Genomic DNA, 15,244 nt, shown 5'->3' on the forward strand with positions numbered 1-15,244 from the left:
CCTGTCAGGGCTAGGTAACTTATTTAATTATATTAATCGAATAAGCAACCTTTTGATATAAATTATTTGTACAACGTTTTCAGTCATTTACTATAAGTACTAACTTATTAACTTTCTCCATTCGTCAAAAATCTTGTCTATATTAAACTCTTGTGCACGACTCTTTGATAAAATTGAAAATTTAATTTTCTTCTCTTCATCGGACATTAAATTCGCTAATTCCGCGCTAAATTTAATAAGATTCCCATTCTCAACTAAGATTCCATACTCCCCATCCCCTAATATTTCAGATGGGCCGGTAGGGCAATCAAATGAAATACATGGCAAACCACATTCCATTGCTTCCAATAACACCATCCCGAACCCTTCAAACCTTGATGAGAATGCAAAAATGGAATATTTAGGATAATATTGTTGTATATGATCGACACTTCCCATCAGTTTTACATTATTTAATCCATGCTTATTTATTTTATCTGTGAGAAATTTTTCGCACGTTCCGACACCATAAATATGGAGTTCCCAACCAGGATTTGATTTGTTAACTTTCGCAAAAATATCTATTAATAAATCAAAACCCTTTTGATGCTCTAGCCTGCCAACCGCCATAATTTTTTTTGCGCTTAAATCAGCTACTTTTGAACAAGAAAAACTCAGCGGGTTACTAATTTTAACAACATTATCTAAATGTTTAGAAAACTTATACAAGTCATTTTTATTAATACAGATTACTTTATAAAAGAATCTATACAATAAATTTCTTAATGCTCTAACAATTGCACTATAATAGTCATAATGTACATGTTCAATAACAACATACTTTTTTTTTGAAAAGAGACTGAAAAATGACAAAAAAGCCATAGGGAATGTATTAATGATATAAAAATCAGCATTTGACTTTTTAATGGCTTTAAATAATTTAAACTGTGACCCTATGTGTTTCTTCAGCCGTCCAAAACTTCCAGGCTCACCTAAATAAGAGCCATCATTAACAAAACTAATTTTAATGTGATTGTCAAGCTCGTAATTAATTTTTAGATTAGTTTTATAGAGAGATATTATTTCTACAGAGTATCCTTCGCTGATAAATTTATTGGCAAGTATTGTGTTTACTCTCTCAATACCGCCAACAAATGTAATATCAGCAATTACAAAAGCTATTTTTTTCATTTTTTACCGTTTTTATAGTCAAAAGCATGTTTCTTTATACCGATAACAATATAATTTAGCAAATAATATATCCGAGCCAATGGGTTTTCAACAAAATCCCCCAAAACATCCCATTGCCTTTTCAACTCTTTAAATTTATTAGATGAAATTGAACTTTGTGAAAGTCTATATTTAGAACAAATAAAGCCGCAATTAATTGCACTAATATTGTTATCTTTTAGAATACTCAGCCATAGATAATAATCTTCTTTATGCACGAAAGGAAAGCTGAAAGGATTTAGTAAAGTCCTGTCTAAAACGACAGTCAAACAACCAATACCACAGTTTTTTAGCAATTTGTTGTACGTGATTTTTTGGGGAGCTACAAACTTACCAACTATTGAATTATTATTTATAATTTCATAATTACCATACATAAAAGAAATATTATTCTTTAGCATCATAGATATTTGCATCTCTAATTTGTTAGCGATCCATATATCATCACTATCTAAGAAAGCTATAAATCGGCCGCTTGCATATTTTAGAGCGGTATTTCTAGCACCTGCTGCACCTTTTGCGTATTCATTTGTTAAAAGTTTAATTCTTGAATCAGAAAACTCCAAAACTTTAAATCTTGTATTATCACTTGAATCATCATCGCAAACGAGCAATTCCCAGTTAGCATATGTTTGCTTTAACACGGAACTAATTGATGCAGAAATCGTATGCTCTGCGTTATATGAAGGCATAATAATTGATACTAAATAATCATCCATAATATCACTTAGAAAGTATTGTTTTGTAGGGAGAAATACCAATGCCACCTAAATCATCATTATAATTGGCCTGAATTGTTCTGCAATAAAACACAATAAAAACAATAATAATTGCCATTGAAGATAATTGTTTTATAACATTTTTTTCTAATGAATTGATAATATATGAGGTTACCATGAAATTAACAAAAAGGAATATATCTGCTAGACGATTAAAAATATGAATCTTCATTGAACATACATTAGCAAGCACACATCCAACAGACATCCACAATAGAATATTAAGATTCTGATTTGTTTTTAGTATTTTTTTTGCGTTTGTTATAAAAATTAAAGGTAATAGCATTTTGATAAATACACCTACCCCACTTCCGATTTTAGCATCCTGTATGAAATCACTTGTTGCGTAATAACCGTATTTGCTTTGTAAAAAAAACTCACTATTCAAAAGTGCATTTAATCCACTACCCAGGAATAGCAATAAACTTATTATTAAAATACCCAAAAAGAGAATTGAACTACGGACTCTAAATCGCGCAATAAAATAAATGGGTACAAGTAATAATGCCGAGAGATGAAATAGAGAGCCTATCAAAATAAAAATAATATAGTTTTTTTTATTACCATCGATATAATTTTTCACTGCATACGCTATGAAAGCTATAGCAATAGCTTGTCTAACAAGAGAAAACGAAGGCAGATAAAAGGTACATACTAAAACAAAAACTGAAACAGAAAAATAGTTTCGTGGAATCGCCTTCAAACTTAAAAAGATTACAATGAAACTTGATATTGCAATAGACCATTGTGGATTTAAATCAAACCAAACAACAAAATAATCTATAAAATAAAATCCAACTTCAGTAGAAATATATCCCAACCTAACTGATTCAACCATACTTAAATATCGGAAGTAATCAGCGCCTACTCCAAAACGAATTGCTGCAGGTATCCAAAGAGACAAAAACAATACTGACCATAGCAATACTTTAAAATTACTTTTTGAATGTTCGTAACAAAATGCAACCGATGTAGAAAACACCAATATACATAAATATGAGGCGTAGGTAAATAACATTTTTCTACCGTATTATATTTCAAACGTTGATTTAAAAGGAAATATCTTTGCAAATTCTTCTTGTATTTTTTTTGTTTTGGAATCGAATTCCAAAGTATCAGCATCATTTATAACAACAAGTTTATTTCTTGAACAAAATAGTTCCTTTCGAATTTTTATAATACTATCCTTACCTATATCTAAATAGGCTGAAGATGCCATTGTATTAGAGCATTCAAACTCCCCTGAAACTAACTGCCAATATCTAAAGAGATATTGATTAATATCTGAATTCTGTCTAAATTTTGACCGATTTGTAGCATTTAATATTTCTGGCTCGAGCTCCCATAATTTATCAAATGTTGACTTAAGATAAGGAATTGGAAGATGAGTATCTTTGATACCTACAAACTTCGGCCAAGGCATTAGACATATCGTTCTACTTAACGCCGCACCATATTTAACATTTATCCATTTTAAAATATTTTTTCTGATCACCTGTTTTTTACAAAAATGCTTATTGATAATTGAAAGATTATTTAAAATAACATGTGAAAGCCCATCAGGTTGAACTGCGTTCAGGATTGCACAATCTCGAGGCTTTCCATTTTTGAAGTAAAAACTTTCATCTACTGGATTAATCAAAAATGTATCGTCATTATAATAGATGAACTTATCACTCAATCCATCTATTTTATGCAAATTTAATTCAATAACATGGCTATTAAATGTTGGTAGGTATTTTTGGGGTATATAGTCGGAGTGCTTTACAATATGTAATTTAGGGTGATCTTGCTTAAGCCACGCCGGAACATGTCCATATGTAATAAAATGAACTTTCCTAATCCAAGGGGCATTTTTTTCAATGCCACGAAACCAGAATTTTAATAACCCATTATCTCTATAACGATGAATATTTGCATCAACATTTCTTTGTTCACATGCAAACTTCATATAATCCTCTTGCCATTTAGGATCAGAACTATCTACCCATGGAATTACAATGTCAATTGTGTTGCTTTTCATTTTTATTTATGCCTTTTAATTATCTTGTACAAAAACACGCCCATAACTACGGTAATTGTTAACTCTGTCAATATTACTGCCGTTAACGTACCAAAAAGCCCGAAATTTTTAGTGAAGAAAGGAGCATACGTGCAATGCAATAAGGCACCGACAATATAAATTTTTGTTAATATTTTTTCTCTACCTAAAGTTATCATTCCCCATTGTGAAAAGACAATAGCGACAGAGACAATAAAAATAAGGACTGACATCCATTTAAATAAATTAGCTGACTCAGCATACTGAGTTCCGAAGTATAAAATAACAATCTTATCTCCAATTAAAAATATCGACACACATATAATTAATGAAAATAAAATAAAAAGACTACCGTAAAACTTTAGTTTTTCCTTTATATTTCCACGCTCAACATTTATTCTCGGAAACACAACCTGTTGTATAGGAATAAATAAAGATTGAACCGCGCCTCTTAACTTGTCTGCTGCAGAATAAATACCTACTTGCCTTGCATTAAATACATGCCCTATAAGTATCGAATTAAAAGTAGTATAAAATGTTATAGCGATTTGAGAAATAAACAAAGGTGTACTTGCTTTAATAGCGATAAAGGCTTTTGAAAAAGAAAACCCTTTATAAGCAACAATGTGGTTTTTTCGTATTAGATAAATTGACATCATCCCTGGAACGATAAGCGCAATAGAAAAAGCTAGTGCAGCAGCATTGATATCATTATTATCTTTTACAAACAGAAAGACAGATAACAACATCAAGGTCCTTGCTAGTACAGTAACCCATGCAATACTTTTCATTTTCTCCATACCTTGAAACAGATAGACTGGAAAAAAAATATTACCTAGAACCCCAATAAAAAGTATTATGCAAACTATAGATATAGAGTGAAACATTGGTATGATATTAATAATGATTAACATCAAGAATAAACATAATGTCACCAATATCATTTTGGCATTTAATGTCTCTGTGTAGACTTCATTTCTTTCATCAATACTTGTTGATGTAGCTATTTTTTTTGTTGCACTGAAATTAAAACCGTAATCAGTCATCAAAATAAAGTATTGAATCAATGCTTGACCAAGCATAAGATATCCAAATTTATCTACTCCTAAAGTTCTGACAAGATATGGTAATGTAATCAGTGGGAAAATATAGTTAGATAACTGCACCAACAGTAAATAAAATATATTTTTTCTCATCAGTATTTATTGTATTTTGAAATTATTCTAAGTAATTTATCTGAGAATATAGTGTCTGGTTCAACTGTATTTCCCTCAGCCCATTCATTCCATGATTTTAAGAAAACAATATCTTGTTGTGGGTTATAATTTATAGCATTTTTAACATTAACCTCAAACGAATGCTCAGAGAAATCACTATAAAAAACCCCCTGTTTTCCATGTCGTATCGTTGTATCCCATCCAGAAAATATAATTGGAATCTCTTTTATATCCTTTGTCTGATTGTGCCATAATGAGCTTATCATTTTTTCATAATTATACCTTATAGGCCCCAAAAATTTCACTCTATGCTTTCGAACTAATTTCTCCCTCACCTTTTGAATAAAGGTTCTCTTCCTGTACATTACTCTAGAATCCAAATAACCATCAAATACTCCTACATAATTTGAATTATACGATGTGAAATCCCCGATAAAATAGATACCCTCGTATCCGTTCTCTTTTGCAAGATTATTCCAAAGGGATATAAACAAAAACAAATCTGGTATGGAATTAGGATCAAAGATTGTTACAATTGGCTTATTATCTTTTTTTAGATAATTATCTGACTTAAAATGAGGAAGTAAGTAATAGAAGAAATCAGTATAATCTTTTTCTCCAAGGTATTTTTGCTCTTTTAAAAGTAGCCCTTTTGATTTATTGTACCAAGAGTGGTTTGCCCATGCCACACAGTATCGAACATTAAGTTTGTTTTCAAGAATAAGAGTAAGAGGTTTTTCTAAAATTTTTTCTCCATTACCGAACCAATATGTCCATAGACAAAACCCACTTACACCATTTTCTTCAGCTAGTTCAAACTGCTTCTCGATAATACGTGATTCTGTCAAATCATAATATCCAAGAACATCAGTAGGCAACCTTATTTTTTGAGAAGGGAAATATTTCTTTGCTTTTTTTAAAGCTGTCCATTCAGTAAATCCTTTCCCCCACCACTCATTATTTTCTTTAACCTCATGATATTGAGGAAGATAATATGCGATAATATTTTTTTTCATATAAAAGCCTATTACTTACATAAACAAAAAAACGTCTTTCATTGTTGGATTTTTTTTATCTTTATCTGACAATCTTACATTGTACTCATTCTCCCATTTAATTCCTATATAGGGGTCATCCCATCTAATACCTCTGTCACTTTCCGGATGATAATAATTAGTTGTCTTATAAACAAACTCCGCAGTCTCACTCAGCACCAAAAATCCATGCGCAAATCCTTCAGGTATCCACAACTGGCGCTTATTCTCAGCAGACAAATTCACCCCAACCCATTTGCCAAAAGTAGGGGACGATTTACGAATATCAACCGCAACATCAAAAACCTCACCAACAACACAGCGTACCAATTTTCCTTGCGCATAAGGTTCTAACTGATAATGCAGTCCGCGTAAAACGCCTTTACTAGACTTCGAATGGTTATCCTGAACAAATTCAACTTTGCGGCCTACAGCTTCCTCAAAAACCTTCTGGTTAAAGCTCTCAAAAAAGAAACCACGCTCATCACCAAAAACTTTCGGTTCAAAAATCAATACATCTGGGATTTCTGTTTTAATAACATTCATTTTATTAATAACCTTTAATCATTTTTATCAGGTACTGACCATAAGCATTTTTTTTCAGAGGTTCAGCTAATGCTTTCACCTGCTCAGCATCAATAAACCCTTTACGGTAAGCAATTTCTTCTGGGCAGGAAACCTTTAGTCCCTGGCGCTCTTCAATGGTGGCAATGAAGTTGCTTGCTTCAATAAGACTCTGATGTGTCCCCGTATCCAGCCATGCATAACCACGCCCCATCATGGCAACGGATAAACGCCCCTGTTCCATATAAATACGGTTAATATCGGTAATTTCTAGTTCACCACGGGCAGAAGGCTTAAGGTTTTTCGCCATTTCGACAACGTCGTTATCATAGAAATAAAGCCCGGTTACCGCATAATTACTTTTTGGTTGTAGCGGTTTTTCTTCCAGGCTGATTGCCGTACCGTTTTTATCAAACTCAACAACACCGTAGCGTTCAGGATCATTAACGTGATAGGCAAATACCGTTGCACCACTTTCTTTGTTGACAGCGACATCCATTAACTTCGGCAGATCGTGACCGTAAAAGATATTATCACCGAGAACCAGAGCACAATCATCACCACCGATAAACTCTTCACCGATGATAAATGCCTGCGCAAGACCATCTGGACTCGGTTGCACTTTGTACTGAAGATTTAGCCCCCACTGGCTCCCATCACCCAGCAGTTGTTGAAAACGAGGAGTATCCTGTGACGTACTGATAATCAGAATATCGCGAATACCCGCTAACATCAGTGTAGAAAGCGGGTAATAGATCATCGGTTTATCATAAATCGGTAACAGCTGTTTGCTTACAGCCATAGTCACAGGATAAAGACGAGTACCAGCCCCCCCCGCTAAAATAATACCTTTACGCGTTTTCATTTCATCATTCCTTTTAATTCATCTTGTTCCACCATCACGAACAAGATGCAAAAACTATTAAATTGCTGTAGTCGTAAATAATTCGTTAAGCATTCGTTTCACGCCAACCTGCCAGTCAGGCAAGACAAGCGCAAAGTTCTGCTGAAATTTTTCTGTATTAAGGCGAGAGTTATGTGGACGACGAGCTGGTGTAGGATAGGCTGTTGCTGGTACTGCGTTGAGCTTGTTGAGTGCAAGGGGAATACCTGCTTTGCGCGCCTCTTCAAAAACCAGCGCAGCATAATCGTGCCAGGTTGTGGTACCACTGGCTACCAGATGGTACATGCCTGCGACTTCTGGTTTATTCAGTGCCACACGAATAGCATGTGCCGTACAATCTGCCAGCAGCTCAGCACCTGTTGGCGCACCAAATTGATCATTAATCACAGCCAGTTCTTCGCGCTCTTTTGCCAGACGCAACATCGTTTTGGCGAAGTTATTTCCTTTACCTGCGTATACCCAGCTGGTACGGAAAATAAGATGCTTCGCGCAATGTTCCTGTAACGCTTTTTCTCCGGCTAACTTGGTTTCACCGTAAACATTTAGCGGTGCGGTTGCATCCGTCTCCAGCCATGGTATTTCACCGGTTCCCGGAAATACGTAGTCAGTTGAGTAATGAATTACCCAGGCCCCAACTTCATTAGCCGCTTTGGCAATTGATTCAACGCTGGTCGCATTGAGTAATTGTGCAAATTCGGGTTCTGACTCAGCCTTATCTACTGCGGTATGAGCCGCAGCATTAACAATTACATCAGGGCGAATTTTTTTGACGGTTTCAGCCACACCTTCAGGATTACTAAAATCACCACAATAATCAGTGGAGTGAACATCAAGAGCAATCAAATTACCCAAAGGTGCCAGAGCACGCTGTAGTTCCCAACCTACCTGCCCTGTTTTGCCGAAAAGGAGAATATTCATTACTGGCGGCCCTCATAGTTCTGTTCAATCCACGATTGATAGGCACCACTTTTCACATTCTCGACCCATTTTGCATTAGCCAGGTACCATTCCACCGTTTTACGAATCCCGCTCTCAAACGTTTCCTGTGGTTTCCAACCCAATTCGCGGCTAATCTTCTCAGCATCAATCGCATAACGGCGATCATGTCCCGGGCGGTCGGCAACATAAGTAATTTGCTCACGATAAGATTTCTCTTTCGGTACAATCTCATCCAACAAATCACAAATAGTGAGCACTACATCGATGTTTTTCTTTTCGTTGTGTCCACCAATGTTATAAGTTTCACCCGCTTTACCTTCGGTTACGACGGTATATAACGCACGCGCATGATCTTCAACATACAGCCAGTCACGAATTTGATCCCCTTTGCCATAAATAGGTAATGCCTTACCTTCCAGAGCATTAAGAATTACTAGTGGAATCAATTTTTCCGGAAAGTGATAAGGACCGTAGTTATTCGAACAATTAGTCACAATGGTCGGTAAACCATAGGTACGTTTCCAAGCGCGGACTAAATGATCGCTTGATGCTTTCGAAGCAGAATATGGGCTACTTGGCGCGTAAGCTGTCGTCTCAGTAAAGAGGGGTAATTGTTCTTTATTATTTACCTCGTCAGGATGAGGCAAATCACCATAGACTTCGTCAGTAGAAATATGATGAAAACGGAAGCTATTTTTCTTGTCGCTATCAAGAGCAGACCAGTAATTGCGAGCGGCTTCCAAAAGGACATAAGTACCAACAATATTGGTTTCAATAAATGCCGCAGGACCTGTAATTGAACGGTCAACATGGCTTTCAGCAGCCAAGTGCATCACTGCATGCGGCTGATGCTGAGCAAAAATCCGTACCATTGCAGCAGCATCGCAAATATCCGCATGTTCAAAAATATAGCGTTCAGGATCAGAAACATCAGCAAGTGATTCCAGGTTTCCGGCGTACGTTAATTTATCGACATTAACAACACTATCCTGCGTATTATTTATAATGTGACGAACTACAGCAGAACCAATAAATCCTGCGCCACCAGTAACAAGTATCTTCACTCTTTTATTCCATATTACTTCAGAGCATGCTGTGAAATAAGCGGCTCTTAGTTTGATTAATAGAGGTATTAATGCACGCTACCGCCCCTGGCTTTACAGCTACCAGAGCACTGCATTCATGTCTACGATGTGACGAGCGTTACCCACTCGCGCTAAACCCGAAAAATTCAAACGCTAATTGTCTTACCAATCCGCTCTGGAAACAAGGAAAATCCTGGAAAACTTTGACTAAAATCCTATTGCTAACTCGTTGTTATTCTGATTGTTTATATAAAACAACGGCAGGAAAATTCGTAACAAATTACTTTCGCCACGAATCTTCACTGCCGTTATAATTTTCTTATCAACCGTTACATCCGGTCAGATTTTCATTATTCGCTTAACAGCTTCTCAATGCCTTTACGGAACTTCGCCCCTTCTTTCAGGTTGCGTAGTCCATACTTCACAAATGCCTGCATATAACCCATTTTTTTACCGCAGTCGTAGCTGTCACCTGTCATCAGCATGGCATCAACGGACTGTTTTTTCGCCAGTTCGGCAATGGCATCAGTCAGCTGAATACGCCCCCATGCACCTGGCTGCGTGCGTTCAAGTTCCGGCCAAATATCGGCAGAAAGCACATAGCGACCAACGGCCATGATGTCTGACTCCAACGTCTGCGGCTGATCCGGTTTTTCGATAAATTCAACAATGCGGCTGACTTTGCCTTCACGATCCAGCGGCTCTTTGGTCTGGATGACAGAGTATTCAGAGAGGTCCCCCGGCATGCGTTTTGCCAGCACCTGGCTACGACCCGTTTCGTTGAATCGTGCAATCATGGCTGCAAGGTTGTAGCGCAGCGGGTCGGCGCTGGCGTCATCGATCACAACGTCTGGCAGTACCACGACAAATGGGTTGTCACCAATGGCAGGTCGTGCACATAAAATGGAGTGGCCCAAACCTAAAGGTTCGCCCTGACGCACGTTCATAATAGTCACGCCCGGCGGGCAGATGGACTGAACTTCCGCTAACAGTTGACGCTTCACGCGCTGCTCAAGGAGAGATTCTAATTCATAAGAGGTGTCGAAGTGGTTTTCGACCGCGTTCTTGGACGCGTGAGTTACCAGGAGGATTTCTTTGATCCCTGCAGCCACAATCTCGTCAACAATGTACTGAATCATTGGCTTGTCGACGATCGGTAGCATCTCTTTGGGAATCGCCTTAGTGGCAGGCAACATATGCATCCCAAGACCCGCTACAGGAATAACTGCTTTTAAATTCGTCATTATTTCATCCACCTGTAAAATGGTTGCTGAATTATAGCTTGTTCGATTTTTTTCGCCAGCATCAATTACCCTGAATTGATTACTGAATTACTTGTGATGTTACGCCGCTTCGTTGTGGATTGCAGTAGCATTGTTCCTAAGTTCCTAAGTATGGCTCCATTTTTCCAGGAATGGTCGCAAATCTACTCCCTCCGTTCCGGCAATCTAAAGTTAATCTTTTCCACATTAACAATATGGTGATTAATCCTGTCGATATCGACGGAGCTTTGCCCTCTTTCATTCACCGCATGAACATTTGCAAGAGACAGCAGTGTTTCTTTTTTCGCCATAAAGACGCCGCGAACGTCTTTGCGCATGTCGAAGTTCATGCTCAATGCTGGTCCAACAGAGGATTCCTGCATCACCTTGATATTACGCATAAAAAGATGTTTCGGTTTGTTGTGTAACTCCAGCGACGCACGCTTCATCTCAATGTTAGTCAGCGCCACAAAGGAGACGGCATTCCCGGCGGAGATTTGGATACCGCGCAATTTATAAGCAAGGTGGGTATTATCCAGTTGAATATTATTCACTCGGAAATTTTGCGGTATCGAGAGATATTTGCCTTTAATTACCCCATAGCCGATTAACATCCCGGCGCTATTAATCATTTCAATATTATCAATCACGAAATTGTCACAACCGTAAATAGCGACTGTGGCGTTATCAATACCTGCTTTCTTACTGAAATCCGGCGTGATATTGCGGGCTTTGATATTACGGATAACAAAATGTTTGCCATTTTCAACATGGATCAACTGCCGACAATCCGATCCCGTGATATTCGCCACGACAAAGTTTTTCACTGCCTGATCTTCTGGGTAATTATTATCGTAAGTGCTTCCCGCAAGGCCTATGCCGATGCCCCAATTGATTTTGCCGTTGATACAGTTGATGCGCTCGATGATGTGGTCGGATATCAAAATATCGCGGTCGTTAATCGCCACGTTCCATTCAATGGCATCGCCCTGTAAGTCGCTGAACTTACAATTGGTGATGTTGGCACCGATTATCTGGTTATGAAATCCCTGGCGTAAGATGGCGTAATTAGCGTGGCTAATGGTCATGTTATCGATGGTCAGGTTGCGCATGACCCGTTTGTTTTTGCCGCCGATATAAATCTGCGTTACCGGGCCAAAGCCGCTCATCGCCAGCCCTTTGATGGTGCAGTCAGAACCACGCACATCCAGGGTGATGTTATGCATACTGCCGCCCTCCTCCCCTGTCACCTGGCTGCCGTCCTGTAAGACAAATCGCCCTCTGCCGTTGCCGCGCAGGCTTCCAAGGATGTGTAACGTTTTGCCAGGAGGAATGAAGATGCCGGTGTTGATATTGTCACAAACGAATCCAGCAGGCACGACGACCGTTTGCCCTTCGCTGAAGGCTTGTTTAAATGAGGCGATCCAGTCGTGAGGGTTGTAGTCGTTAATGTTTACGTTTTGTCGGGCGGATAGTGCGCGAGCGAAAGGGGTATGGAGGAAGGCAAGCGCGGAGCTTGCCGTCAGGAAGGTGCGTCGGGAGAGTTTTTTAAATGGCATACGTTCTCCTCTATAAAGCCTGCAGCAAGCTGGCGAGTTCTCGATTGATCACCTGCTGGTTAAAATCGTGTTCGACTTTTTCGCGCGCACGTTTGACAACCGGAGCCAGTTCGTCAGTGCCCAGTTGGCTAAACGCCGCCAGTCGTTGCGCCAGTGCGCGAGCATCGTTCTCAGGCACTAGCCAGCCGGATTTGTCAGCCTCCACCAGTTCCGGTATTCCGCTATGCAGAGTAGAAACCACCGGAATACCGACCGCCATCGCTTCCATCAGCGCCACCGGAATGCCTTCCATATCGCCATCCGCGCCCGTTACCGATGGCAACAGGAAGACATCCGCGTCGTCGAGCATCGCTTTCACTTCGTGGCTCGGTTTAAAGCCCGGCATCTCTACCACATCTTCCAGTTGATATTGTTCGATGAGGGTACGCAGGCGCCGTTCCCACGGGCCAATGCCGAGGATGCGATAGCGAAATGCCATGCCCTGCTCTTTCAACTGACGGCAGGCTTCGATCGCCACATGCAGGCCTTTTTTTTCGGTTAAGCGTGCGACGGAGATGATTTCCAGCGGCGTTGCGGGCGCTTTCACCGGACGCGGGCTAAAGCGCGTCATGTCCACGCCCATACGCGATACGGCGATTTTTTCCCTCGGGCAGCCCATTTTTTGCAGCCTTCCGGCCCACAGATCGCTTATCGGTAGCATCAGGTCGCCACGTCGAAACAGTTGTTGATATTCGGGAGTGTAATGGTTGAGCACTTCCCGACTGGAAATATCAATGCCGTGGAAAATAGTGGCAATTTTGCCGCGAATGACACCCAGTTCGCGTAGTTTTGCTGCGGTTACCCCCGCAGGACCAAAATGAGCGATAAAGACATCGGCATGCAATGGTGTTGCGACCTGACCGCAAATGGCAGACAAAATCAGGTTCCGCGACTCGGCACCATAGCGTTTGAGGTTGAGCGCCTGCCAGGTATTTTTACGATGAATGCCGCGTAAGGTCTGGCTGGCGCGGTGGCGCAGCTTCGCCAATTTGCCCGTAGGTTCGTCCTGTAACCAGCGGGTTCTGGCGGCAAGGTTGTATTTCGTCCATGCCGCGTGGGTGTTCTCTGTATCGCCTTTTTGCAGCGCGACAATCTCCACCTCAAAGCCCATATCAATAAACGCAGTGATTTGGTTGAGGACGAAGGTTTCCGAAGACAGCGGGAATTTCAGTAAAAAGAAGCCGACCTTCATTTCACCTCCCCGATGCGCTCAAGCACAGATTGCACCATCTGCATTCCTATCTGACGCTCACGACTGACGGCTTCGCTAAGTCGTGCGTTCAGCACCGGAAGCTGGCCTAAGGTATCCGCAACCATCGCTTGCAGGCTGCCATCTAATAAATGACGGATATCAATCGCCATCTCTGGCAGCCCCAGTTGTTGCATAATCCCGGCGGATTTATGTTCGTAGTTGATGGCAATTGCCGGAGTGGCAAAATTCATTGAGATAATGGCTGAGTGCAGACGCGTACCAACGGTGAGTTTACAGGCACCCAGAATTTTGCCCATTTCCAGATCGTTGAGTTCATCCATCACCACATGGTAACGGGCAGGATCGCTGATGTGCTGGCGAAGATTGAGCGCCACCATGCGGTCGTCTTTGTTATAGCTGTCGATGCCCGTACAGGTGGAGAGCGCAATCACCTGATACCCTTCGTCGAGAATGCGATTGACCACCCCGGCAAAGGCTTTTTCATACGCATGTTGAGTGGTGCCGAGACGTTTGTCGAACGGTGCCAGTTCGCGCAGGGTAATTGCCACCGTTTTCTGTTGTGCGGCAACGTCCAGCCAGTGTTGGACGGCATAGCTGGCGGTGAAGTCTTCTGTGTGGTGATCGACCAGCCACGCGGTATCGACGCCATGTTCCACTTTTGCGGTAGTGATATTGCTGCGTTTCATCAAATCAAGGCTGACCGATTCGCGCAGGATCAGCGCGTCACAGTGACCAAAGACATAGTTCGCCAGTTGGTTAAATTGCTCATCCTGGAAGGGGCCGACGCTGTGACCAATCATAAACAGCGGCTTTTTCGCCATAAACGTGCAAAGCGCATGTTCAAACTGCGGCACGCCGTAGAGATCGACAAAAAACGATCCGCCGACCTGAATAATGGCGTCGTAACCTGACAGCAGGCGCACGAAGTCGGTGAATCCCTGGGCGATGGCGATATTACGCAGCTTGCCAGTGTCTGTGACGCGTGAAAGCAGTACCTGGTGTTGATAGCGGCGACGGAGAACTTTTTTAACGCGCCCGACAACGCCCGCCGCGCTGTTGTGGTGTTTCATTTGCAGGAACAGCGGATCGCCCATTACCGGGCGGTTGAGCAGCCAGGAAGAACTGACCGGATAGCGGCTCATCACGTCCACTTCGGCGTGTGGATTGAGGATGTTGATGGCATCAAGTAAGCCGCGCAGGATGGCGCTGTCGCCACGATTGCCGCAAGTGTGGTTGCCCAGAATAAGTAATTTCATTTTTTCCTCATAAATTTGATGCCAGGTGAGGCTGTGTTTGTTGTGTTCGTTGCCGTTTTTTGCCTGATGCGACGCTGGCGCGTCTTATCAGGCCTACAAGACCCGAGCACAAAACCGTAGGCCGGATAAGGCGTTCACGCCGC

General features: G+C 40.7%; 14 protein-coding genes. All 14 read right to left on the reverse strand.

Annotation, left to right across the window (positions count from 1 at the left end; translation table 11 throughout):
* Positions 1 to 99: 99 nt before the first annotated feature.
* Positions 100 to 1,170, reverse strand: a complete 1,071-nt coding sequence (locus tag BGK49_RS18010; protein ID WP_040089048.1) for a glycosyltransferase family 4 protein — start codon at positions 1,168 to 1,170, stop codon at positions 100 to 102.
* Positions 1,167 to 1,976 (reverse strand): glycosyltransferase family 2 protein, encoded by an 810-nt coding sequence (locus BGK49_RS18015; protein ID WP_242412561.1) that lies wholly within the window; start codon positions 1,974 to 1,976, stop codon positions 1,167 to 1,169. Before BGK49_RS18015 ends, BGK49_RS18010 begins: the two co-directional genes overlap by 4 nt.
* A complete protein-coding gene (gene wzy / locus BGK49_RS18020) occupies positions 1,933 to 3,006 on the reverse strand; it encodes an O152 family O-antigen polymerase (protein ID WP_075319218.1) in 1,074 nt (357 codons plus the stop codon). The genes BGK49_RS18015 and wzy overlap by 44 nt, the downstream gene beginning before the upstream one ends.
* A 12-nt stretch (positions 3,007 to 3,018) precedes the next feature.
* Positions 3,019 to 4,011, reverse strand: a complete 993-nt coding sequence (locus tag BGK49_RS18025) for a Stealth CR1 domain-containing protein (RefSeq protein WP_040089051.1) — start codon at positions 4,009 to 4,011, stop codon at positions 3,019 to 3,021.
* 2 nt (positions 4,012 to 4,013) lie between these two features.
* Positions 4,014 to 5,225 (reverse strand): O152 family O-antigen flippase, encoded by a 1,212-nt coding sequence (gene wzx / locus BGK49_RS18030; protein ID WP_040089052.1) that lies wholly within the window; start codon positions 5,223 to 5,225, stop codon positions 4,014 to 4,016.
* Entirely contained in the window at positions 5,225 to 6,262 is a 1,038-nt protein-coding gene (locus BGK49_RS18035) for a glycosyltransferase WbsX family protein (RefSeq protein WP_069375795.1), read from the reverse strand. The genes wzx and BGK49_RS18035 overlap by 1 nt, the downstream gene beginning before the upstream one ends.
* Positions 6,263 to 6,277: 15 nt before the next feature.
* Positions 6,278 to 6,826: a dTDP-4-dehydrorhamnose 3,5-epimerase gene (gene rfbC, locus BGK49_RS18040; RefSeq protein WP_040089054.1), complete on the reverse strand. Its 549-nt coding sequence runs from the start codon at positions 6,824 to 6,826 to the stop codon at positions 6,278 to 6,280.
* 4 nt (positions 6,827 to 6,830) lie between these two features.
* On the reverse strand, positions 6,831 to 7,709 hold the full coding sequence (gene rfbA, locus BGK49_RS18045) for a glucose-1-phosphate thymidylyltransferase RfbA (RefSeq protein ID WP_040089055.1): 879 nt from the start codon (positions 7,707 to 7,709) through the stop codon (positions 6,831 to 6,833).
* Between the two features lie 57 nt (positions 7,710 to 7,766).
* Complete coding sequence (rfbD, locus tag BGK49_RS18050; RefSeq protein WP_001023621.1) at positions 7,767 to 8,666, reverse strand: dTDP-4-dehydrorhamnose reductase; 900 nt, start codon at positions 8,664 to 8,666, stop codon at positions 7,767 to 7,769.
* Entirely contained in the window at positions 8,666 to 9,751 is a 1,086-nt protein-coding gene (rfbB, locus tag BGK49_RS18055; RefSeq protein WP_069375796.1) for a dTDP-glucose 4,6-dehydratase, read from the reverse strand. Before rfbB ends, rfbD begins: the two co-directional genes overlap by 1 nt.
* A 371-nt stretch (positions 9,752 to 10,122) precedes the next feature.
* Positions 10,123 to 11,016: a UTP--glucose-1-phosphate uridylyltransferase GalF gene (gene galF / locus BGK49_RS18060; protein WP_000183071.1), complete on the reverse strand. Its 894-nt coding sequence runs from the start codon at positions 11,014 to 11,016 to the stop codon at positions 10,123 to 10,125.
* A gap of 182 nt (positions 11,017 to 11,198) precedes the next feature.
* Positions 11,199 to 12,593 (reverse strand): colanic acid biosynthesis protein WcaM, encoded by a 1,395-nt coding sequence (gene wcaM, locus BGK49_RS18065; protein ID WP_040089056.1) that lies wholly within the window; start codon positions 12,591 to 12,593, stop codon positions 11,199 to 11,201.
* A 10-nt stretch (positions 12,594 to 12,603) separates the two neighbouring features.
* Positions 12,604 to 13,824 carry a colanic acid biosynthesis glycosyltransferase WcaL gene (gene wcaL / locus BGK49_RS18070; RefSeq protein ID WP_069375797.1) on the reverse strand — a complete coding sequence of 407 codons (1,221 nt, stop codon included), beginning with the start codon at positions 13,822 to 13,824 and terminating at the stop codon, positions 12,604 to 12,606.
* Positions 13,821 to 15,101 (reverse strand): colanic acid biosynthesis pyruvyl transferase WcaK, encoded by a 1,281-nt coding sequence (wcaK, locus tag BGK49_RS18075; RefSeq protein ID WP_069375798.1) that lies wholly within the window; start codon positions 15,099 to 15,101, stop codon positions 13,821 to 13,823. The genes wcaL and wcaK overlap by 4 nt, the downstream gene beginning before the upstream one ends.
* Between the last annotated feature and the right edge of the window lie 143 nt (positions 15,102 to 15,244).

The organism is Shigella sp. FC1544, from assembly GCF_001722145.1.
Taxonomy (GTDB): domain Bacteria; phylum Pseudomonadota; class Gammaproteobacteria; order Enterobacterales; family Enterobacteriaceae; genus Escherichia; species Escherichia coli.

What these genes read in the sequence shown, in the direction of transcription:
- galF (WP_000183071.1), bottom strand. Translation starts at nt 11,016, where the DNA reads ATGACGAATTTAAAAGCAGTTATTCCTGTAGCGGGTCTTGGGATGCAT.
- rfbD (WP_001023621.1), bottom strand. Translation starts at nt 8,666, where the DNA reads ATGAATATTCTCCTTTTCGGCAAAACAGGGCAGGTAGGTTGGGAACTA.
- BGK49_RS18025 (WP_040089051.1), bottom strand. Translation starts at nt 4,011, where the DNA reads ATGAAAAGCAACACAATTGACATTGTAATTCCATGGGTAGATAGTTCT.
- wcaL (WP_069375797.1), bottom strand. Translation starts at nt 13,824, where the DNA reads ATGAAGGTCGGCTTCTTTTTACTGAAATTCCCGCTGTCTTCGGAAACC.
- wzy (WP_075319218.1), bottom strand. Translation starts at nt 3,006, where the DNA reads ATGTTATTTACCTACGCCTCATATTTATGTATATTGGTGTTTTCTACA.
- rfbA (WP_040089055.1), bottom strand. Translation starts at nt 7,709, where the DNA reads ATGAAAACGCGTAAAGGTATTATTTTAGCGGGGGGGGCTGGTACTCGT.
- wcaM (WP_040089056.1), bottom strand. Translation starts at nt 12,593, where the DNA reads ATGCCATTTAAAAAACTCTCCCGACGCACCTTCCTGACGGCAAGCTCC.
- BGK49_RS18035 (WP_069375795.1), bottom strand. Translation starts at nt 6,262, where the DNA reads ATGAAAAAAAATATTATCGCATATTATCTTCCTCAATATCATGAGGTT.
- rfbC (WP_040089054.1), bottom strand. Translation starts at nt 6,826, where the DNA reads ATGAATGTTATTAAAACAGAAATCCCAGATGTATTGATTTTTGAACCG.
- BGK49_RS18010 (WP_040089048.1), bottom strand. Translation starts at nt 1,170, where the DNA reads ATGAAAAAAATAGCTTTTGTAATTGCTGATATTACATTTGTTGGCGGT.
- wzx (WP_040089052.1), bottom strand. Translation starts at nt 5,225, where the DNA reads ATGAGAAAAAATATATTTTATTTACTGTTGGTGCAGTTATCTAACTAT.
- wcaK (WP_069375798.1), bottom strand. Translation starts at nt 15,101, where the DNA reads ATGAAATTACTTATTCTGGGCAACCACACTTGCGGCAATCGTGGCGAC.